This is a genomic window from Agromyces atrinae (assembly GCF_013407835.1).
GTDB lineage: Bacteria > Actinomycetota > Actinomycetes > Actinomycetales > Microbacteriaceae > Agromyces > Agromyces atrinae.
In genome coordinates, this window is the sequence record NZ_JACCBI010000001.1 from 876,657 (window position 1) to 896,255 (window position 19,599).

The 19,599-nt window shown below is 68.9% G+C and carries 20 protein-coding genes; 5 read left to right on the forward strand and 15 right to left on the reverse strand.

Annotation, left to right across the window (positions count from 1 at the left end):
* Positions 1-4: 4 nt before the first annotated feature.
* From BJ972_RS04260 to BJ972_RS04270, 3 genes are all read right to left on the reverse strand, one after another.
* Positions 5-721, reverse strand: coding sequence for an alpha/beta fold hydrolase (locus tag BJ972_RS04260; protein ID WP_129174538.1), 717 nt, complete (start codon positions 719-721; stop codon positions 5-7).
* A 185-nt stretch (positions 722-906) separates the two neighbouring features.
* Entirely contained in the window at positions 907-1,902 is a 996-nt protein-coding gene (locus BJ972_RS04265; protein WP_241830795.1) for a GlxA family transcriptional regulator, read from the reverse strand.
* 77 nt (positions 1,903-1,979) lie between these two features.
* Positions 1,980-2,882, reverse strand: a complete 903-nt coding sequence (locus tag BJ972_RS04270) for an alpha/beta fold hydrolase (RefSeq protein ID WP_164989917.1) — start codon at positions 2,880-2,882, stop codon at positions 1,980-1,982.
* A gap of 75 nt (positions 2,883-2,957) precedes the next feature.
* On the opposite strand from BJ972_RS04270, the gene BJ972_RS04275 reads away from it, so the two are divergent.
* A complete protein-coding gene (locus tag BJ972_RS04275; RefSeq protein ID WP_164989918.1) occupies positions 2,958-3,698 on the forward strand; it encodes a helix-turn-helix domain-containing protein in 741 nt (246 codons plus the stop codon).
* On the opposite strand, the gene BJ972_RS04280 is transcribed toward BJ972_RS04275, so the two are convergent.
* Positions 3,699-4,784, reverse strand: a complete 1,086-nt coding sequence (locus BJ972_RS04280) for a sensor histidine kinase (RefSeq protein WP_129174540.1) — start codon at positions 4,782-4,784, stop codon at positions 3,699-3,701.
* Positions 4,777-5,454: a response regulator transcription factor gene (locus BJ972_RS04285; protein ID WP_129174542.1), complete on the reverse strand. Its 678-nt coding sequence runs from the start codon at positions 5,452-5,454 to the stop codon at positions 4,777-4,779. The genes BJ972_RS04280 and BJ972_RS04285 overlap by 8 nt, the downstream gene beginning before the upstream one ends.
* Before the next feature lie 89 nt (positions 5,455-5,543).
* On the opposite strand from BJ972_RS04285, the gene BJ972_RS04290 reads away from it, so the two are divergent.
* Positions 5,544-6,170 carry a M15 family metallopeptidase gene (locus BJ972_RS04290; RefSeq protein ID WP_129174544.1) on the forward strand — a complete coding sequence of 209 codons (627 nt, stop codon included), beginning with the start codon at positions 5,544-5,546 and terminating at the stop codon, positions 6,168-6,170.
* Here BJ972_RS04290 and BJ972_RS04295 read toward each other — a convergent pair.
* Positions 6,157-6,651, reverse strand: a complete 495-nt coding sequence (locus tag BJ972_RS04295) for a MarR family winged helix-turn-helix transcriptional regulator (RefSeq protein WP_129174546.1) — start codon at positions 6,649-6,651, stop codon at positions 6,157-6,159. The two genes, BJ972_RS04290 and BJ972_RS04295, sit on opposite strands and share 14 nt — an antisense overlap.
* A gap of 81 nt (positions 6,652-6,732) precedes the next feature.
* Here BJ972_RS04295 and BJ972_RS04300 point away from each other — a divergent pair, with 81 nt between their 5' ends.
* Genes BJ972_RS04300 through BJ972_RS04310 form a run of 3 tightly spaced genes read left to right on the forward strand, consistent with a single transcriptional unit; the run spans position 6,733 to position 10,206 of the window.
* A complete protein-coding gene (locus BJ972_RS04300; RefSeq protein ID WP_129174548.1) occupies positions 6,733-8,970 on the forward strand; it encodes an LLM class flavin-dependent oxidoreductase in 2,238 nt (745 codons plus the stop codon).
* A gap of 4 nt (positions 8,971-8,974) precedes the next feature.
* Positions 8,975-9,619, forward strand: coding sequence for an alpha/beta fold hydrolase (locus BJ972_RS04305; RefSeq protein WP_129174550.1), 645 nt, complete (start codon positions 8,975-8,977; stop codon positions 9,617-9,619).
* Between the two features lie 2 nt (positions 9,620-9,621).
* Positions 9,622-10,206, forward strand: a complete 585-nt coding sequence (locus BJ972_RS04310; RefSeq protein WP_129174552.1) for a uracil-DNA glycosylase family protein — start codon at positions 9,622-9,624, stop codon at positions 10,204-10,206.
* A 9-nt stretch (positions 10,207-10,215) separates the two neighbouring features.
* On the opposite strand, the gene BJ972_RS04315 is transcribed toward BJ972_RS04310, so the two are convergent.
* From BJ972_RS04315 to BJ972_RS04355, 9 genes are all read right to left on the reverse strand, one after another.
* Positions 10,216-11,037, reverse strand: coding sequence for a DeoR/GlpR family DNA-binding transcription regulator (locus BJ972_RS04315; protein ID WP_129174554.1), 822 nt, complete (start codon positions 11,035-11,037; stop codon positions 10,216-10,218).
* Positions 11,038-11,057: 20 nt separating this feature from the next.
* On the reverse strand, positions 11,058-11,852 hold the full coding sequence (locus BJ972_RS04320) for a triose-phosphate isomerase family protein (RefSeq protein ID WP_241830796.1): 795 nt from the start codon (positions 11,850-11,852) through the stop codon (positions 11,058-11,060).
* The gene (locus tag BJ972_RS04325) at positions 11,845-12,318 is read right to left on the reverse strand and encodes a ribose-5-phosphate isomerase (protein ID WP_129174556.1); all 474 of its coding nucleotides are present in this window, start codon (positions 12,316-12,318) and stop codon (positions 11,845-11,847) included. The genes BJ972_RS04320 and BJ972_RS04325 overlap by 8 nt, the downstream gene beginning before the upstream one ends.
* Entirely contained in the window at positions 12,315-14,066 is a 1,752-nt protein-coding gene (locus tag BJ972_RS04330) for a dihydroxyacetone kinase family protein (protein WP_129174558.1), read from the reverse strand. The genes BJ972_RS04325 and BJ972_RS04330 overlap by 4 nt, the downstream gene beginning before the upstream one ends.
* A gap of 93 nt (positions 14,067-14,159) precedes the next feature.
* Positions 14,160-15,152, reverse strand: a complete 993-nt coding sequence (locus tag BJ972_RS04335) for a D-ribose ABC transporter substrate-binding protein (protein ID WP_129174560.1) — start codon at positions 15,150-15,152, stop codon at positions 14,160-14,162.
* Positions 15,153-15,206: 54 nt separating this feature from the next.
* A complete protein-coding gene (locus BJ972_RS04340; RefSeq protein ID WP_129174562.1) occupies positions 15,207-16,349 on the reverse strand; it encodes an ABC transporter permease in 1,143 nt (380 codons plus the stop codon).
* A gap of 22 nt (positions 16,350-16,371) precedes the next feature.
* Positions 16,372-17,901 (reverse strand): sugar ABC transporter ATP-binding protein, encoded by a 1,530-nt coding sequence (locus tag BJ972_RS04345; protein WP_129174565.1) that lies wholly within the window; start codon positions 17,899-17,901, stop codon positions 16,372-16,374.
* Positions 17,898-18,563, reverse strand: a complete 666-nt coding sequence (locus BJ972_RS04350) for a DUF2291 family protein (protein WP_129174567.1) — start codon at positions 18,561-18,563, stop codon at positions 17,898-17,900. Before BJ972_RS04350 ends, BJ972_RS04345 begins: the two co-directional genes overlap by 4 nt.
* Positions 18,560-19,591, reverse strand: coding sequence for a zinc-dependent alcohol dehydrogenase family protein (locus tag BJ972_RS04355; RefSeq protein ID WP_129174569.1), 1,032 nt, complete (start codon positions 19,589-19,591; stop codon positions 18,560-18,562). Before BJ972_RS04355 ends, BJ972_RS04350 begins: the two co-directional genes overlap by 4 nt.
* Between the last annotated feature and the right edge of the window lie 8 nt (positions 19,592-19,599).

The following is a 19,599-nucleotide window of genomic DNA, read 5'->3' on the forward strand; positions in this document are numbered from 1 at the left end:
CTGATCAGGAGAGGTGAGAGAGCGCTTCGGTGATGAGATCGGCGACGGCATCCGGATTCGACACCATGACCGAGTGGGAGGCACCGTCGATCTCGACGGTCTTCCGCGAACCGGCGCGCTCGGCCATGAATCGCAGGCCCTCGACGGGGATGTTCTTGTCGCCCGAACCGAAGACGAACCAGGACGGGAGCGTCTTCCACGCCGGCGTCTCCGCCGGCTGCGGCTCACCGAGCGCGAAGTCGCGGATCGCGCGCTGCGTCGCACCCGCGAGCTGTGCGTCGGCGAGGGGCACGTCGCCGGCGAACTGCGACGGGAAGATCTCGCGGTCGACGATGAGGTCGTTGGTGCCGTCGCCGAGCGGGATGGGCCGCACGGTCTCGCCGAGGGTCGATCCGGGGAACTTGTCGGTGAGGCCGAGGGACGTCTCTCCGTGCTCGGGAGCGAAGGCGGCGACGTAGACGAGGCCGACGACGTTCTCGGCGCCCACGGCTGCTTCGGTGATGACGGCTCCGCCGTAGGAATGACCGACGAGGAGGACGGGGCCGTCGATCGAGCCGACGGCGCGGCGCACGTTGTCGGCGTCGGTCGTGACGCTGCGGAGCTGGTTGGGCGTCGCGATCGCGGGCACACCGCGGCCGGCCAGAGCGGCGAGGACGCCGTTCCAGCTGGACGATTCGGCGAATGCGCCGTGGACGAGAACGACGGTGATGGGCTGAGACATGATTCTCTTCTTCCTGTTCCGATACGGCCACGAGGAGAGTCAGGGAGTCAGTGTCGTCCGACGCGGTCTCCCGTCGCAGTCGTCGCTGGCCTCAGGTTCACCTTCCCAGGTCACCCGCCGTCACCGTGAGCCGAATCAGGCCGCGTGACGGTCGTTTCAGGACAGGTCGATCAAGCGAGCCCGAGTCAGACGGCGACGACGCGCTTCGTCGTGAGGAACTTGCGCTGGTACTCCGACGGGGTGACGCCGAGGCGTGCGATGAAGGCGCGACGGAACGCGACGACGCTCGTGTACCCGGACTGCTCGGCCGCGAGAGCGACGGGCGCACCGTCCTCGAGGTAGCCGGTCGCGAAGTCGAGACGCATCGAGTGCACGTAGTCGCGCGGAGACATGCCGAGCTCCTCGCGCACGACACGATTGAGATGGCGGGTGCTGACGTTGGCGTACTTGGCGAGTTCGTGGATCGTGCAGGGCCGGGTGGGGTCGGCGTTGACGTACTCGGCGACCGACCGGGCGACATCCGTGCGGGGCGGAGCGGCCCGCAGCGATGCGGAGAACTGCGACTGGCCCCCGGAGCGCTTCATGTACACGAGCAGGAGCTGAGCGATCATGCGGGCGACCTCGGCGCCGTGATCCTCCTCGACGAGCGAGAGGGCGAGGTCGATGCCCGCGGCGACACCGGCCGAGGAGTAGATGCGGCCGTCGCGCACGAAGAGCGCGTCGGGCTGGACGTCGATCTGGGGGTAGTCGGCCGCGAGGCGCGGAGCGAACTTCCAGTGCGTCGTGGCCGGGCGCCCGTCGAGCAGGCCCGTCGCGGCGAGGGCGAACGCGCCGCTGCAGACCGATGCGACGCGCCGTGCGCCCGGTGCCAGACCGCGGATCGCCTCGAGGATGGCGGGATCGTCGTAGACGCTCGGCGCCGACTCGCTGCCGGGGATCATGAGCGTGTCGAGGTCGCCGGCATCCCGCGCCGCGGCGTGCACCCCGACCCGCACGCCCATGGATGTCGTGACGTCGGCCCCATCGGAAGAGAGCATGACGATCTCGTAGCCGTCGACGCGCTGGTTGGCCTCTTGGAATACCTCGGCCGGGCCGACGAAGTCGAGCATCTTGACGCCGTCGAAGAGCAAGAAGCCAATGCGCTGCCGACGACGGTGCGGGGACGTGACGGTGTCGAACACGGTGTGCTCCTTCTCGACGGACGCCGGCCCGCCGCCATCGGGGTGAGATCACGTTCAGCGTAGCGATGACAGCGCTCTCACGACGGTCGTCGCGCCTCATGCACCTCGGCGAGGATGCCCGTCAGCGTCCGGCGGACCACAGCCGGCTGGTCCTCGTGCACGTAGAGACGGGCACGATCGATGAGTTCGAAGCCGCGGGGGTCAGGGAACTTGGCATGCATCGCCCGTGCGCGGGTAACGGGGAAGGTCGGGTCGTCGCGACCCCAGATGAACCACGTCGGCGCCGTGATGCGCCGATGGATGTCGGAGAGGGCGTCGAGTTCAGCCCAGTCGAGCACGGCGATGAACGATCGGCGCGCGTCATCCATTCGTCGATGGGAGCGGGTGAGCGGGTCGATGAAGCGGTCGCGGAAGCTCCCGACGAGGAGGTCGTGGTCGGCGAGCGTGCCGCCGAAGCCCGCGGGCGAGGTGAGGTAGCGGTCGCTCGTCAGCTGTCTCATCGCGATGGACGTGTAGCCGGGCAGCCATCGGGCCAACGTGCGAGCTCGGCGCTGGAACGGTGCCCGCCATCCGGGGATCTCGGTGTTGAACAGCACGAGGGCTCGCGGAGCGCAGCGCGCCGCGAGCCAGCGCGCGACCATTCCGCCGCTGTCGCTTCCGACGATGGTGAGGTCGTCGAGCGCACCCCGCTCCGCGACGAGACGCTCGACGAGGGCCGCTTGAGCGCGCGGCCCGAGATCTCGACCTCTCACCCACCTGGTCTGTCCCGCACCGGGGAGATCGGGAATGATGCAGCGGTAGCGTGGCGCAAGCGCGTCGACGAGCGGGGCAAAGGTGCGGCCATCCGTCGGCCAGCCCGGCAGGAAGAGGATCGGTGGCCCGTCGCCGACGTCTCGGAAGGCGATCGGCACTCCGTCGATCGTCGCTCTCTGCACCGGTGCAGCGTCGAAATGCGGTGTCGTGTCGGTGTCTCGCGTCATGATTCCTCCGATCGCTACGCTAGGGAGGCCCACGAGCCGGGCGCTTGTACAAACCGACTGCATCGCGGGGTGACGATGAGGCGAATCCTCTCGATCGGCTCGCGCAGCACGTTCTACCGCGGGCCCGTCGGGCGGGCGGGTCTGCACCGGCACTCGGCCGCCGCGATCGTCGCCGCGATCTCCCCTCCTCTGCGCGTCCGCTCCGATGACGGCGTGCGGCACGACGTCACGTCGATGTACGTTCCCCCGGACGTTCCGCACGAGTTCGACTCGGATGGCGACGTCGCGGTGTTCTTCGCCGAACCGACGTCGACGATGCATCGGCGTTTCGAGTCTCATTACGTGCTCCGCACCGACGAGATCACGCTCGACCCCGCGCTTCCGCTCGACTGGGCTCGGTTCGAGTGGGGTGAGGATGACACGATCCACGACGAGATCGAACGCGAGCTGCTCCCTCTGGGTCCGGTCGTCGCCGACGGTCACGATCCTCGAGTCGCCGCGGTCGTCGCGCACATGCGCGCGCACCTCGATCGCAGCGACGGCGCGGCCGACCTCGCCGCGCTCGTGCACGTGTCCCCCAGCCGGCTCTCGGCGCTCTTCCGCACGCACGTCGGCATGCCGATCCGGCGATACCGGGTGTGGTTGCGACTTCATGCCGCGGCGGCGGCGATAGCGGAGGGCAGTTCGCTGACGGATGCCGCCGCGACCGCGGGGTTCGCCGATGCGTCGCACTTCTCGACGAGTGCACGCCGCGTGTTCGGCGTCGCGCCGAGCGACGTGCTCGGCGCGCACCTCGGAGTGACGATCCGCGCCTGATCAGCGCGCGGCCGGGAGCGACACCGTGACCCGGAGCCCGCCGCCGGCCCGACCGTCGACCGAGAGCGAACCCGCGTGTGCGCGCACGATGCTCTGGGCGATCGCGAGACCGAGGCCGAGTCCCTCGTCGTGCCCGCGAACACGAGCGGCGCCCCGTTGGAACGGCTCGATGAGGGTGACGACGACGTCCTCCGGCAGCTCGGCGCCCGTGTTCTCGACGACGAGCGTCGCGGTCGCCGGATCGATGCGTGTGACGATCGAGATCGAGCCCGCTTCGGGCCGATTGTGCACGATCGCATTGTGGACGAGGTTTGTCACGAGTTGCCGAAGAAGTGGGAGCGACCCGCGAACACTCGCGACAGGGCCGGAGACGTCGATCTCCACTCCCCGCGAGTCGGCGAGCGTCACGAGGATCTCGACGGCATCGTCGGCGAGCAGTGAGAGGTCGACGAGCTCCTGCTCGACGGCGCCGTGATCGGCGCGGCTGAGAGTGAGGAGCGCCTCGCTCAGATCGATCGCCCGTCGGTTCACGACGGCGAGACGATCGAGCACGGCGTCGACGTCACGCTCGGGGTCGCCCTGCGCGACCTCGATGACGGTCTTCGTGGCGGCGAGAGGGGTGCGGAGCTCGTGCGAGGCGTTGGCGGCGAACCGCTTCTGCTCGGCGATGCTCGCCTCGATGCGACCGAGCATCGTGTCGAAGGCGTCGGCGAGTTCACGGAACTCGTCCTGTCGCCCCTGCAGGTCGATGCGATGCGCGAGCGAACCCCGCGCGGCGAGGCGAGCGGCATCGGTGATGCGGGTGAGCGGCGCGAGCATGCGACCGGCGAGGAACCAGCCGCCGAGCACGCCGAGAGCGAGGAGGAAGACGAGCACGGCCGCGGCCGCGGGCGCGAAGGCACGCAGGAGGTCCGACCGGTTGGGCACGAACCCGCCCGAACCCGTACCGGTGAGATCGCCGTCGGGCACGTAGCGCAGCAGGAACGCCCAGACGATCGCGAGCAGCAGTGCGCCCGCGACGACGAGGAAGCCGGCGTAACTGAGGGTGAGCTTCAGGCGAACGCTGAGCCCCGGCGGCCTACTCATGGCCGCCTCCGCCGGAGACGACGCGATACCCGACGCCGGGGACGGTCTCGATGAGGTCGGGCTCGCCGAGACGCTTACGCAGCCCCGACACGGTGATGCGCACCGCGTTCGTGAACGGGTCGGCGTTCTCGTCCCACGCGCGTTCGAGCAGTTCTTCGGCGCTGATCACTCCCCCGCCGGCGTCGACGAGCAGCTCGAGCACCGCGAACTGCTTGCGCGTGAGGGCGACGTATCGACCGTCGCGGAAGACCTCACGCCGGAACGGGTCGATGCGGAGACCGCCGACCTCGAGCACCGGCGGTCGATGACGGGCGCGGCGACGATCGAGGGCACGCAGTCGCAGCACGAGTTCCCGAAGCTCGAACGGCTTCGTGAGGTAGTCGTCGGCTCCCACCTCGAATCCGGACTGCTTGTCGTCGAGGCGATCGGCCGCGGTGAGCATGAGGATCGGCATCCCGCTGCCCGTCGCGACGATGTGGGCGGCGACATCGTCGCCGGACGGGCCGGGGATGTCGCGGTCGAGCACAGCGACGTCGTAGGTGTTGATCGAGAGCAGTTCGAGGGCCGCGTGACCGTCGCCCGCGACATCCGCCGCGATCGCTTCGAGCCGGAGACCGTCGCGAATCGCCTCCGCCAGGTACGGCTCGTCCTCGACCACCAGTACGCGCATACTCCGATGGTACGAAGTGCGACCTATCGTCGGTGTATCGCCGAACGCATACGGCAGGGCAACACGCGCTCCGTTGTGCTGGACGCATGATGACTCGCACCAGAACCCGTCGCCTCGCCCTCTTCCTCACCGCCCTCGTGCTCGCCGGCAGCGCGGCGACGATCGGCTACCTGCTCCTCGCGCCGTCGACGTCGTCGCTTCCGTCGCCGTCATCGCTGCTCGGCTCCGGTCTCCCGGCTGCTCCGGAGCACGCCGACGGGGAGGTGCCCGACGGCACCACGGTCGTCGACGACGACATCCCCGCCGTCGGCAACCTCGACCCCGAGCTGCTCGCGGCGGTCCGCCGTGCCGCCGAGGACGCGGCGGCCGAGGACCTCACGTTCTTCGTCAACGGCGGATGGCGCTCGGCCGCGTACCAGGAGCGCTTGCTGCGTGAGGCCGTCGACGAGTACGGCTCAGAGGAGGAGGCCGCGCGCTGGGTCGCGACGCCCGAGACGTCAGCGCACGTGTCGGGTGACGCGATCGACATCGGCATGTTCGCCGCCGCGGCCTGGCTCGACGAGCACGGCGACGCGTACGGGCTCTGCCGCATCTACGACAACGAGCCGTGGCACTTCGAACTGCGGCCGGACGCGGTGACCGAAGGGTGCCCGACCATGTACTGGGACCCGACGTTCGACCCGAGAATGACAGGCGGATCGATCAGCGAGGAGTAGCGACGGGCGCCGCGTCCTCCATGATCTCGGCGACGACGGCGCACGCGTCACGGTCGTGACCGTGCACGCCGGTCGCCGCCCGCGCGAGGAGGTCGCGCATCACGCGGGCCTCCTCGGCATCGAGGGTCGGAAACAGCCGGGCCTCGGCGAGGGCGACGCTCGAGGCCAGCTCGGCGCGTCTCGCGTCGCCGGCCGGGGTGAGCGCGATACGTCGCACGCGTCGGTCGCGTGCATCCGGGCGGCGTTCGACGAGGTCGGCGGCGGCGAGATCGTCGATGACGTACGTCAGCACGGTGCGGTCGATGCCGAGGAGCGTCGCGAGTCCGGCCTGCGTGGGCTCGTCGGGCTCCGTGGCGAGAGTGGTGAGGATCTGGTAGCCGCGCGGGCCGTGCGGGAGCCCCGCGACGGCGTCGTTGACGGCGAGCTGCCAGGCGCGAAAGAGAGCGCCGAGCGAGCGCCCGAGGTCGTGACGGTCATCCATACGAGAATCGTAACGGAATATGTTGCGAGGCAGATAGGTTGTTCCACAGACGATCTACCGCACCACACAGATAGGGCTCTCATGGATTACGGTCACTCCCTCCGCTTCGGCACCTTCGTGACACCGACCGCCGCGCAGCCTCAGGCCGCGGTGCAGCTCGCTCGACTCTCGGAGTCGCTCGGATTCGACCTCGTGACCTACCAGGACCACCCGTACCAACCGTCATTCCTCGACACCTGGACCCTGCTCTCGTACGCGGCAGCCGCAACGGAGCGCATCCACCTCGCCCCGAACGTCCTCAACCTGCCCCTCCGCCCGGCGCCCGTCACGGCGCGAGCCGCCGCCTCGCTCGACCTCTTGAGCGGCGGGCGCCTCGACCTCGGGCTCGGCGCGGGCGGCTTCTGGGACGCGATCGAGGCCATGGGCGGGCGACGCCTCTCCCCCGGCCAGGCGGTCGATGCGCTGAGCGAGGCGATCGACATCATCCGCGGAATCTGGGCCGTCGGCGACCGGACGGTGTTGCGGAGCGACGAGTACTACACGGTGAACGGCGCGAAGCGCGGACCGGCGCCCGCCCACGACATCCCGATCTGGATCGGCGCCTACAAGCCGCGCATGCTGAAGCTCACGGGAGAGAAGGGCGACGGCTGGCTGCCGAGCCGCCCGTACATGAAGCCCGGCGACCTGCGCGCGGGCAACCAGCGCATCGACGACGCGGCGGCCGACGTCGGACGCGATCCCGCCGAGATCCGCCGGCTCCTCAACGTCACCGGGTCCGAGAGCCTCGACGAGCTGACGGCCCTCGCACTCGACGAGGGCGTGTCGACCTTCATCGTCATGGGCGACGACCCGTCGTCACTCGAGCGTTTCGCCGGCGAGATCATGGCGCCGATGCGGAAGGCCGTCGCCGCCGAACGCGCGCGACGCGGCATCACCGCGGTCGATGCCGTGCGACCCGCTCGAGCCATCGCACTGCGCCGCGACGGCATCGCGTACGACGATCTGCCCGAGTCGCTGCGCGCCGACGCCGTCGAGCCCGGCGACTCGGGGTACGCGACCGCGAAGTCGACGTACATGCGGGGCGGAACGCCGGGACTCGTCCTCCGACCGCGCACGATCGATGCGGTGCGGGACGCCCTCGCGTTCGCCCGGAAGCATCCGGCGCTCCCCCTCGGCATCCGCAGCGGTGGCCACGGCATCAGCGGACGCAGCACCAACGACGGCGGAATCGTCATCGATCTGAAGCACCTGAACGACATCGAGGTCGTCGATCCTGAGGCGCGTCGCGTGCGCATCGGCCCCGGCGCACGCTGGACCGACGTCGCCGCGGCCCTCCAGCCGCACGGACTCGCCCTCTCGAGCGGCGACTACGGCGGGGTCGGCGTCGGAGGCCTCGCAACGGCCGGCGGAGTCGGATTCCTCGCCCGCGAGCACGGCCTCACGATCGACCACCTCGTCGCAGCCGACGTGCTGCTCGCCGACGGCACCCTCGCGCACGCGACGGCGGAGGAAAACGCCGACCTGTTCTGGGCGGTGCGTGGCGCCGGCGCGAACGTCGGCATCGTGGTCTCGTTCGAGTTCGAAGCGGATGTCGTCGGCGATGTCGGCTGGGCGCAGTTGGCGTTCCGCGTCGACGACGCGGCGACCTTCCTCGAGGACTTCGGTCGACTCACCGAAGAGTCGCCGCGCGACACGACACTCTTCCTCATCCTGAGCGCCGGGCGGCCAGCCGAACCCGCGAGCGCTCAGCTCTACGGCGTCGTCGACTCGTCCGATCCCGACACGATCATCGCGAGACTCCAACCGTTCGCCGACCTCGCCCCACTCGTCGGCCAGCAGGTGCAGCTTCTGCCGTACGCCTCGGTCATGGCCAATGCATCCGACGTCGCGCACGACGGCCAGGGCGAGCCCTCGTTCCGATCGGGTCTCGTCCGCCATCTCGATGCCGACACCGCGCGCGCCGCTGCAGCACTCGCGACGTCGGGATCGGCACCCTGGTTCCAGATCCGGCCCGTCGGCGGTGCTGTCAGCGATGTCGCGGAGGACGCCACGGCCTACGCGCACCGCTCGGCGAACTTCTCGATCACCTTGATCGGTCGTTCGGCGCGATTCGATGCGCTGTGGGAGTCTCTCGCCGAGCACTTCGACGGGCTCTATCTGAGTTTCGAGTCGCGCACGGGCGAGCACATCGTCGAGCAGGCGTTCCCGCCGGCGACACTCGCGAAGCTGCGAGCGATCAAGCAGCGGGTCGACCCCGACGCCGTGCTCCGCGACAACTTCGGCGTTCACGATGCGACGGGCGCAGCCGCCGTATCCTGACGGGATGAACGATCCGCAGACGGTGGTGTTCCTGCACGGGCTGGGTGTCGGCCCCGATTCGTGGGCCGCGCAGATCGACGACCTCCCCGACGGGTACTCGGCGTTCGCGCCGCGTACCGTCGGGCTCGCCGAATCCGACCCGCCCTTCAGCATGGCCGCGGCGACGGCGGCCGTCATCCGGTCCCTCGACGAGGGCGGTGTCGAACGGGCTCACCTCTGCGGCCTGTCCCTCGGCGCGATGCTCGCGTTGCAGATCGCCGTCGAGCGACCCGACCGGGTCGCGTCGCTCGTGCTCTCGGGCGGTCAGGTGCACCCGCCCCGCGCGCTCATGGCGCTGCAGTCCCTGCTCATGCGCGTTCTCCCCGAGCGGATCGTCGCCCCCGACGGATCGAGCCGCGAGCGCGTGCGCGGCGTCCTCGCCGAGGTCGCGCAGATCGACTTCCGCGACGACCTCGCGGACATCGCGGTGCCGACACTCGTGCTCTGCGGGTCGAAGGACGTCGCGAACCTGCCGGCCGCCCGCAGCCTCGCCGCGGGTATCCCCGGCGCGCGGCTCCGCATCATCGAGGGCGGCCGCCACGAACTCAACACCGAGAAGCCGCGAGAGTTGAGTGCCGAGCTGCGGTCTTTCCTGGAGGACCAGGGCTGAGGATGACGGTGCTCGATGACATCCGCGCGGAGATGATGGCCGACCCCTCGAACGCGTGGGCTCGCGACCTGGGTTACGCCCCCCTCTACATCGCTGACGCCCGAGCGCGCGTGCTCATCATCAGCCAGGCGCCCGGCCGGCTCGCGCAAGAGACAGGAGTGCCGTGGAACGATCCGAGCGGGCGGCTGCTGCGCTCGTGGCTCGGACTCACGGATGCCGAGTTCTACGATCCGGCGAACGTCGCGATCGTTCCGATGGACGCCTACTTCCCGGGAAAGGCTGCGAGCGGCGACCTGCCTCCGCGGAGAGGATTCGCCGATCGCTGGCATCCGCCGATCCTCGAACAGCTCACCGAGGTGCGCCTGACGATCCTCATCGGCGCCTACGCGCAGCGCCACTACCTCGGACCGGGAACACTGACCGAGAACGTGCGGAACGCCCCGTCGCACCTGCCGTACTTCCCGATCGTGCACCCGTCACCGCTCGCGCGCGGCTGGCGCTCGAAGAACCCGTGGTTCGACGAGGTGACCGTGCCGCTGCTCTCCGCGGAGGTCGCGGCGGCGCTCAGCGCGACGACCGCGGACTGACGCCGAGGCTCAGCGCGACGCACCCCGGCGGGCGACGATGACCGTCACGCCCTTGTCACGTAGGCGCGACACGTGCGCGGGATCGGTTCCGTCATCGACGATGACGGCGTCGAACTCCGTCAACGGCAGCAGGGCGTGCAGCGCCCGCTTCTCGAACTTCGTGTGGTCGGCGAGGAGGATGCGCGTGCGCGCCGACTCGAACATCGCCCGCTTGACGTCGACGGTCGCGAGCGTCTGATGGAACGCGACGTCGTCGGTGATGGCCGCCGTCGACATGATGAAGAGGTCGGCGCGGAGCGCCTTGACGGCCGTCGTCGTCATGTGGCCCATGAAGGCGCTGCACCAGTTGTGGTACTCGCCGCCGAGGGCGAGGAGTGTGATGCCGTTCGTGACGCGCAGCTGATCCATGATCGTGAGCGTGTTCGTGATGACGTTGAGGGGTCGCTTCGTGCGGAGGTGCGGCACGAGATGCATGACCGTCGTCGAGTCGTCGAGGAAGATCGCCTGACCGGGCTCGACGAACTCGAGCGCGGCGTGCGCGATGGCATCCTTCTCGAGGCTCTCGCGCCCCGAGCGATAGACGTCGCTCGACTCGACGAGGGCGTTCGAGAGCGCCGTCGCCATGCCGCGGCTCTTGCGGAGCAGACCCCGCCCCTCGAGATCGTCGAGGTCGCGGTGCACCGTCATGACACTGATGTCGAAGCGTTCGGCCAGTTGTTCGATGCGGATCGACCCTTCGGCCATGACGGCCTCGGTGATCGCGCGCTGGCGCAGTGCTTGACGTCGCTGACGCGACGGGCTCTCGGCAGTGTCGTCGGTGCTCAGGTCCATTGCGGTGATACCTCCGCGAATCAAGTTAGCGCGGCAGCGTCGTCAATGATGCGAGCGAAATCAGCGGGATTGTGAGCGAAGCGGCCGAGGAACAACCCGTCGACACTGTCGCCGAGCGACGACAGGGTGCCGATCCCGGCGCTTCCGCCGTAGATGAGGGTCGTCTCCCCCGCCGTACCTCGGGTCGAAGCGAGGTGCTCGCGCACGATGTCGGCCACGGCGCGCACGTGCTCGGGCGGAGCGGGTTGGGGCTGGCCGATCGCCCATTCGGGCTCGTACGCGACGATGACCTCGGTGCTCCCCCGGTCACCGGCGAAGGCGGACTCGAGCTGCGCGATGCACTCGGCGGCGGCGTCCGCGGCGGGCATCGGTTCGCGCTCGCCGACGCAGAGGACGGGAGTGAGCCCGTTCCGCGTCGCCGCCGCGAACTTCCGCCTCGTGACGCCCGCGTCCTCTCCGAAGATCTTCCGGCGTTCGGCATGACCGACCTCGACGAGAGTGCAGCCGAGCTCGACGAGGTCGGCTCCGCTCGTTCCTCCGGTCACGGCCCCCCGGTCATCCCAGTGCAGATCCTGCGCGCCCCAGGCGACCGCGGAGTCGCTGAGCTTCGCGCTCACGGCGACCGTAGCCGGAAGCGACGGCAGCACGAAGAGCCGCACGGCGCCGCTCCGGACCGCGTCGTGCGTCGACGCGATCAGGGCGACCGCGTCGGCCCACTCGGCGGCCTGGTCGACGCCGAGGTACATCTTGAGGCTGACGCCGAGGGTGATCGTTCTGCTCGGCGACGCTGCGCCGGAGCCCGGCGAGTCACTCACAGGTCCCGGTCTGCTCGTACTGCGAGAGTACGGCGACCTTCTCGGCCGACGCGGATGACTCGTCGAACTCGTAACCGAGCCATTCGCGAGCCAGACGCCGCGCGAGTTCGATGCCGACGACGCGCTGGCCGAACGTGAGCACCTGGGCGTTGTTGCTCAGCACCGAACGCTCGACGCTGAAGCTGTCGTGCGCCGTGACTGCGCGGATGCCGGGAACCTTGTTCGCGGCGATCGCCACGCCGAGACCGGTGCCGCAGACGAGGAGCGCACGGTCGGCGACGCCGTCCCGCACCTTCTCGGCGGCAGCGATCGCGATGCTCGGGTAGGCCCTGTGCGAGTCGTGATCGACGCCGACGTCGATGACCTCCGACACGCGCGGGTCCTTCTCGAGGTCGGCCTTCAGCACCTCTTTGTAATCGAATCCTGCGTCATCGCTTCCGATGACCACTCGCCATTCCCGAGTCATGATTCCTCCTTCTGAGCGGTCGTGTGGTTCAAGACGGATGCGGCGGCGTGCATGGCGAGGGCCAGCGAGATCGCGCCGGGGTCGGGCGTGCCGAGGCTCTTCTCCATGTGCGGTCGGGCGCGGCCCATCCGTGGGAGCAGATCGGCCGTGGCCGCGGCGGCGCGCGTCGCGTCATCCGCCGCACCGGCCCAGGCGACCGCGAGGGCCGCGCCCTCGTTCGCGCGCGCGGTCAGGCCGTCGGAGAAGGGAACGAGCGAGTCGACGAGGGTCTTGTCGCCGACGACCGCCTTGCCGAAGTTCTGGATGCCGGCGCGAGCGGCCTCGACGGCCTCCGCGACGGTGTGCGCGCTCGGCGCCTCGGTGTCGCCGATGACGTCGCCCGCGGCACGGAGAGCGAGTCCCCACAGAGCACCCGAGGTTCCGCCGGCCTTGTCGGCCCACGCGTCGCCCGCGAGCGCGAGGACGGTGCCCGCTCCGGCGCCGGCGTCGGCTGCGGCTTCGGCTGCGCGGGCCGCAGCGACGGTACCGCGCTTCATTCCGATGCCGTGGTCGCCGTCACCGGCGATGGAATCGAGACGGCCGAGTTCGTCGGCCTCACGGTCGATCATGTCGCGGATCGCGACGATGACGTCGCGCGCGGTGCGACCCGCCTCGGCGGCTTCGGGCGTCGCCGCGGCAGCGATCGTCTCGGTCTCGGCCGCCGCGTCGTCATCCGTCAAGAGCTCGGTGTCGCCCGTGGCGACCGCGCCCTTCCGGTACGCCGGTGCGTAGGCGGGTGCAGTCCACGCGCTCTCGAGCTCGTCGTCGAGCCAGAGCAGGGTGAGCGAGACGCCCGCCATCTCGAAGCTCGTCGCGTACTCCCCCACCTCGGGGTCGACGATCGTCGCACCCGCGCGCTCGAGCTCGGTCGAGACCGTCGCGTAGATGACGAAGAGCTCTTCGGCCTTCACCGATCCGAGACCGTTGAGGATGACGGCGAGACGCGCACCGTCGACGGACGTGACGCCGTCGGGCAGTTCGGCGAGGAGCGCTTCGACGAAGAGCTCGCCGAGCTGCTTCGCGGTCGGAAGCGGCTGCACCCCGATGCCGGGCTCGCCGTGGATACCCATTCCGACGGCCATCTGGCCCTCGGGAACGGTGAAGAGCGGTTCGGTCGCGCCGGGAAGCGTGCAGCCCGAGAAGGCGACGCCCATCGATCGGGTGCGTTCGTTGGCCCGGGCGGCGACCGCCGCGACGGCGTCGAGGTCGAGGCCCTGCTCGGCGGCCCACGCGGCGGCGCGGAAGACCGCGAGGTCGCCGGCGATGCCGCGACGCTTCTGACGTTCGTCCGACGAGGCGCTGTAGATGTCGTCCGTGACACGCACCGTGCGGGTCGGGATGCCCTCGGCGATCAGGCGCTGCTCGGCCTGATCGAAGTTCAAGACGTCGCCGGCGTAGTTGCCGTAGCTGAGCAGAACGCCCGCTTCGGTGGCAACCGCCTTGGCGACGGTGTAGATCTGCTGCGCGCTCGGCGAAGCGAAGACATTGCCGAGCACAGCGGCGTCGGCGAGGCCGGCGCCCACGAGGCCGCCGAACGCCGGATAGTGGCCGGAGCCGCCGCCGATGACGACGGCGACATGCCCCTCGGGCACCGCGGTGGTCCGGGCGACGCCGCCCGGCACACGACGCACGAGCGAGCGGTGCGCGGCCACGAAGCCGTCGGTCGACTCGTCTGCGAACGCCGCAGGGTCATTCAGTACGTAACTCATCACGTCTTTCGTCAGTCGGGAGGTGCGGGGGCGGATGCGCGGCATCCGCCCCCGCTGGCCGCACGGGAGCGCGCGGCCGGCTGTGAACCGGGATCAGCCGGAGTAGGTGAACGGTTCCGTCATCTTGTCGGCGTTCTCCGGGGTGATGAGGATGCAGTCGAAGGACTGCTTCTCGGTCTCCGGGGCGGTGCCGGTGCGGATGAACTCGTCCGCGAGCGCGACGGCTTCCTTCGAGAAGACGGCGACGGGCTGGAGCACGGTGTACGCCATCTCTCCCGAGATGACTGCGGCGACGGCATCCGGAGCGCCATCGAAGCCACCGACGACGATGCCCTCGAGCTTCGACGACTCCTTGAGAGCGGCGATCGCGCCGAGCGCCATCTCGTCGTTGCCGGCGATGACACCGGTGATGTCAGGGTTCGCCTGGAGGAGAGCCTGCATCTTGTCGTGACCCTTGGTGCGGTCCCAGTCGGCGACCTCGCTGCCGACCTGCACGAGGTCGGGGTACTGGCCGATGACGGTCAGGTAGCCGTTCGAGCGGGTCTGCGCGTTGTTGTCCGACGGAGCGCCGAAGAGCTCGACGTACGTGCCCGCCTCACCCATCTGCTTCACCCACTCCTGGGCGCCGAGAGCGGCACCCTGGGCGTTGTTCGAGACGAGCTGCGCCTTCGCGATACCGGTCTCGTTGATCTCCGCGTTGACGAGGAAGACGGGGATGCCGGCAGCATCGGCCTTCTTCACGGCGGCGACCGAACCGTCGGCGTTCGCCGGGTCGAGGATGATCGCGACCGACTTGTTCGCGATCGCGGTGTCGATGAGGGTGTTCTCGGTGTTCGTGTCGCCCTTGTGAGCGCCGACCGTGGCTTCGTAGCCGAGTTCCTCCGCTGCAGCCGAGGCGACGTCGCCTTCGGTCTTCCAGTAGGGGTTCGCGGGGTCGTTGACGATGATCGTGATGAGGCCTCCGGCCTCGCCGCTTCCACCGGCCTCGGTCGCGGACCCTCCCGAGCCGGCGTCTGAGCAGGCTGCGAGGCTGACGACGAGGGCACCCGCTACTGCGAGGGCTCCGAGTGCTTTGTTGCGCACCATGTGAATGGTCCTTTCTTGATGGATCGGCAGCGATCTTCGATGCCGATTCGACGGTCAGAGCTTGCGATCAGCCTTCGCAGACGCATCCTGTGCCGACGTTGGGGTGCCCGCAGCGACCGCATCGGGCGATGCCGCGGGAGGAGGTGACGACTTGCTCGACGCGGGGCGTCGACGGCGGCCGTACTGCAGGGTGTTGAGGAGGACGGCGACGACGATCACCGCACCCATGAAGACCATCTGCCAGTAGGCCGAGACGCCGACGATGACGAGACCGTCGGAGAGGAAGCCGATGACGAACGCTCCGAGGAGGGTGCCGCGCACGTTGCCGCGGCCACCGGTGAGGGCCGCGCCGCCGATGACGACGGCCGCGATGGCGGTCAGCTCGTACGTGTTGCCCGCGGTGGGGCTCGCGCTCGTCAGCGTCGAGGCGAGGATGAGTCCGGCGATCGCGGCGCAGATGCCCGAGATCACGTAGACCCAGATCTTGACGCTCTTCACGGGCACGCCCGAGAGCTCGGCGGCGCGTTCGTTGCCGCCCGATGCGTAGAGCCAGCGGCCGAACTTCGTGCGACCGAGGGTGAATCCGAGCGCGAGCGCGACGATTCCCATGATGATGACGCCGATGGGAACACCGAACAGACGGTTGAAGCCGAGCCAGTCGAAGCCCGTGTTGCCGAGTTCGGGGTCGCCCGCGAGGTCGTTGATCGTGAGGCCGTTGGTCATGAGCAGGGCGAGACCGCGCACGACGTAGAGCATGCCGAGCGTCGCGACGAACGGTGCGACGTTGAACTTGGAGACGAGGATTCCGTTCACCAAGCCGACGGCGGCGCCGACCGCGCACGAGAGCAGCACCACGACGGGCAGGCTCGGGAAGAGCGTGATGCCCAGGAAGTTGATGGGCACTCCCTGCAGGAGGAAGCCGGCGATGACCGCGGAGAATCCGAGCGTCGAGCCGACCGAGAGGTCGATACCGCCGTTCAGGATGACCAGTAGCATGCCGAGGCCGAGGAGCGCGTAGATGGCCACGTGCGAGGCCATGATGAGCACGTTCCCGACCGTGAGGAAGTTGGGCGAGAGGAGCGAGAACACCACGATGATGAGGATGAGCGCGAGGAACGCGCGGCCCTCGAGCAGAAGCTTCGCGAGCGAGAACTTCTTCCTGTCTTCGATGATGGTCGTGGTCGTTGTAGTCGTCATTGTCTGATCCGTTCTCAGAGAGTCAGGCGGTCACGGCTTCGCCCGAGGCGGCCATGATCATGTCTTTGGAGACGTCCGGCGTGAACTCAGCGGAGATGCGACCACGCCGCATCACGATGATTCGGTGCGCGATGCTGAGGCACTCGCCCACTTCGGAGGTCGAGTAGAGGACGGCGAGGCCGTTACGGGCGTTCTCGGCGAGGAGGCGGAAGACTTCGCCCTTCGCGCCGACATCGATGCCGCGGCTCGGCTCGTCGAGGAGCATCACGCGCGGATTCGTGGCGATGATCTTGCCGATCACGACCTTCTGCTGGTTACCGCCCGAGAGCGAACCGATCGGAAGCTCGGGCCCCGGCGTCTTGACCGTGACCGCGCTGATGAGCTCCTTCGAGCGCTGCTTCTCGACGCGACGCGAGATGACTCCGTTGACGAGACTCGCGTCGAGGCTCGCGAGCGTGAGGTTCGTTCCCACGTCGAAGGTCTGCACGAGGCCGTCGCGCTGGCGGTCTTCGGGAACGAGCCCGATTCCCGCGTCGATGCGGTTCGCGATCGAGTCGCCGAGGATCGAACTGCCGTCGAGCAGGATGTCTCCCGCAGCGACGGCTTCCTTGCCCGCGACCGCTTCCAGCAGTTCGGTGCGACCGGCGCCCATGAGCCCGTAGATGCAGACGATCTCGCCGGCCTTGATGTCGAGGTTCAGGCTGTTGACGATTGCGCGCTCGGGGTTCTCGCGGTCGACCACGGTGAGTCGCTTGACGCTCAGCACGGTGTCGCCGAACTCGTAGCCCGTGGGGGGCGAGCCGAGGTCGAAGTTCTCGCCGACCATGTTGCGCACGATCCACTCGAGGTCGATGTCGGCGCGCTCACCGCGTGCCGTCATCGTGCCGTCGCGCAGGACCACGGCGTGGTCGGTGACCTCGAGTGCCTCTTCGAGGTGGTGCGAGATGTAGACGATCGCCACACCGCGCGCGAGGAGGTCGCGGATAATGCCGAACAGCACCTCGACCTCGGCCGCGGCGAGGGCCGACGTCGGCTCGTCCATGATGAGGATGCGCGAGTTGACCGAGAGCGCGCGAGCGATCTCGATGACCTGCTGCTGCCCGACCCGGAGGTCGGCGACGAGCGTGTCGGGATCGATCGGAAGCTGCAGGTCTTCGAGCAGCGCTCGGGCCTGCCGCGACTCCTCGGCGAAGTCGACGCCGAACGTGCCCATGATCTCGCGGCCCATGAAGATGTTGTCGCGCACCGAGAGGTTCGGGGCGAGGCTCAGCTCCTGGTGGATGATCGAGATGCCGCGGTCGCGCGCGTCGTTCGTCGAGGCGAACGTGACGGGCTCGCCGTCGAGCACGATCTCGCCGGCCGTCGGCTGCTCGACGCCCGAGAGGATCTTCATGAGCGTCGACTTGCCCGCGCCGTTCTCACCGAACAGCGTCGTGACGGTGCCCTCGCGGATCTCGAAGTTCACGCCCTTGAGTGCTCGCGTTCCGCCGTACGTCTTGACGATGTTGCGGGCCTCGAGGACGACGTTGTCGAAGTGCGTCGTGTCGCTCATTCGACGTCGACCTTGACGGGGGTCACGAGCCAGCCCGAGGGGTTCACGAGCGTGAAGGCGCCCGTGATCGAGACGGTCTTGCCCGTGAGGGCGGTGGTGTCGACGTCGGCGAGCACCTCGATCTTCAGTTCGTCGTTGAGCGCTGCAGCAGCGTTCTGGTACTCGATCTGGTTCGTGAACTGACCGAAGGCGATGTCGCCCGTCGCGTCGCGAAGCTCCGTGCCGTTGATGGCGGGGCCGGTCTGCACGCGGATGAGCAGGTCGGCGCGAACACCCTCGACGGCGACCTCGTAGATGCCCGACTGGCCTTCGCCGACGACGCCTTCGAACTCGACGCTGAAGACGGGGCCGCCCGAGCTCTGCACGGCGTATTCGGCCGCTGCGGCCTCGGGGTCGGCGGCGATCGCCTCGGCGAGGGTCACCGCGTCGACGGCGCGCTCTTCGACACCCTCCTGCACGGTCGGGAAGTTCTCGGCGCCGAAGGTCGCGGGGTCGAACTGCACGCTGCCCTGCGCGAGCGGGTCGTCGGTCGAGACGACCTTCGTGCCGAGGGCGATGCCGAGCACGGCGACGACGACGACTCCGGCGAGGATGCCGCGTCGGGCGTTCTTGCTGAGGGGCTTCCGGCGCTTCTTCGCGGCGGTCTCGCGCGCGGCGCTCACAGGAAGACCCGCGATTCGGTGTCGTTCGGGCGGATCTGGAGCTTGCGTCCTTCGCCCTTGCGGAACAGTTCGAGCGCCTCTTCGTAGTCGTCGAGGGTGAACGAGTGGCTGATCATGGCGGTCGCGTTGATGGCTCCGGCCTCGAACAGCTCGACGGCACGGCCGAACGAGTTGAGCACGGCCATGGTGCCGACGATCGAGATCTCGTCGCGATAGATCCGGAACGGCGAGAACTGCGCGGTGCGGTCGGCGGGGGCGACGCCGAAGTCCTGGAAGAAGCCGGCGGGCTTCACACGGGTGAGCGCGTCTTCGATGGCCCGGATGTTGCCGGTGCAGTCGATGACGACATCCCACTTCTCGCGCTCCGCGTCATCCGCGCTCGTGTAGCGCAGTTCGATGCCGCATTCCTTCGCGACCTGCAGTCGGCTCTCGTTGAGGTCGATGATCGTGACCGTCGATGCGCCGGCCTTCGAGGCGAGCTGAGCCATCAGGAGGCCCATGGTGCCGGCGCCGTAGACGAGCACGTGGTCGCCGAGGCGGCGGGGAAGGACGTCCCACCCGCGGATCGCACACGCGAGGGGCTCGATGAGCGCGGCCTCGTAGATGTCGGTCTCGGGCTTCAGCTTGTAGACGTTCGCTGCGGGAGCGGTGAAGAACTGCTGCGATGCGCCGTCGGAGGCGACGACGCCGAGGCCGTTCCAGAACCGGCAGAGGTTCTGGTGTCCGTTGAGACAGAACTCGCACTCACCGCATGTGGTGCTGGGGTTGATCGCAACGCGGTCGCCGACCTGGAAGTCGAAGACGCCGCTGTTGACTCCTTCTCCCAGCGCGACGATCGTGCCGGTCGCTTCGTGGCCCGGAACGAGAGGGAAGATCGTGCCCTCGAACTCGCCGTCGAACACGTGGGTGTCGGTGCCGCAGATTCCCACGGCGGCGGTCTCGATGAGGATCTCTTTGTATCCCGGCGTGGGTGTGGGGCGATCCTCGAGGGCGAGGACGCCCTCCGATGTGAATACAACTGCGCGCATTGCTTGCT

What these genes read in the sequence shown, in the direction of transcription:
- BJ972_RS04285 (WP_129174542.1), bottom strand. Translation starts at nt 5,454, where the DNA reads ATGCGCGTACTGGTGGTCGAGGACGAGCCGTACCTGGCGGAGGCGATT.
- BJ972_RS04275 (WP_164989918.1), top strand. Translation starts at nt 2,958, where the DNA reads ATGAGGCGAATCCTCTCGATCGGCTCGCGCAGCACGTTCTACCGCGGG.
- BJ972_RS04300 (WP_129174548.1), top strand. Translation starts at nt 6,733, where the DNA reads ATGGATTACGGTCACTCCCTCCGCTTCGGCACCTTCGTGACACCGACC.
- BJ972_RS04315 (WP_129174554.1), bottom strand. Translation starts at nt 11,037, where the DNA reads ATGGACCTGAGCACCGACGACACTGCCGAGAGCCCGTCGCGTCAGCGA.
- BJ972_RS04270 (WP_164989917.1), bottom strand. Translation starts at nt 2,882, where the DNA reads ATGACGCGAGACACCGACACGACACCGCATTTCGACGCTGCACCGGTG.
- BJ972_RS04260 (WP_129174538.1), bottom strand. Translation starts at nt 721, where the DNA reads ATGTCTCAGCCCATCACCGTCGTTCTCGTCCACGGCGCATTCGCCGAA.
- BJ972_RS04295 (WP_129174546.1), bottom strand. Translation starts at nt 6,651, where the DNA reads ATGGATGACCGTCACGACCTCGGGCGCTCGCTCGGCGCTCTCTTTCGC.
- BJ972_RS04335 (WP_129174560.1), bottom strand. Translation starts at nt 15,152, where the DNA reads ATGGTGCGCAACAAAGCACTCGGAGCCCTCGCAGTAGCGGGTGCCCTC.
- BJ972_RS04325 (WP_129174556.1), bottom strand. Translation starts at nt 12,318, where the DNA reads ATGACTCGGGAATGGCGAGTGGTCATCGGAAGCGATGACGCAGGATTC.
- BJ972_RS04305 (WP_129174550.1), top strand. Translation starts at nt 8,975, where the DNA reads ATGAACGATCCGCAGACGGTGGTGTTCCTGCACGGGCTGGGTGTCGGC.
- BJ972_RS04355 (WP_129174569.1), bottom strand. Translation starts at nt 19,591, where the DNA reads ATGCGCGCAGTTGTATTCACATCGGAGGGCGTCCTCGCCCTCGAGGAT.
- BJ972_RS04345 (WP_129174565.1), bottom strand. Translation starts at nt 17,901, where the DNA reads ATGAGCGACACGACGCACTTCGACAACGTCGTCCTCGAGGCCCGCAAC.
- BJ972_RS04280 (WP_129174540.1), bottom strand. Translation starts at nt 4,784, where the DNA reads ATGAGTAGGCCGCCGGGGCTCAGCGTTCGCCTGAAGCTCACCCTCAGT.
- BJ972_RS04310 (WP_129174552.1), top strand. Translation starts at nt 9,622, where the DNA reads ATGACGGTGCTCGATGACATCCGCGCGGAGATGATGGCCGACCCCTCG.
- BJ972_RS04340 (WP_129174562.1), bottom strand. Translation starts at nt 16,349, where the DNA reads ATGACGACTACAACGACCACGACCATCATCGAAGACAGGAAGAAGTTC.
- BJ972_RS04330 (WP_129174558.1), bottom strand. Translation starts at nt 14,066, where the DNA reads ATGAGTTACGTACTGAATGACCCTGCGGCGTTCGCAGACGAGTCGACC.
- BJ972_RS04290 (WP_129174544.1), top strand. Translation starts at nt 5,544, where the DNA reads ATGACTCGCACCAGAACCCGTCGCCTCGCCCTCTTCCTCACCGCCCTC.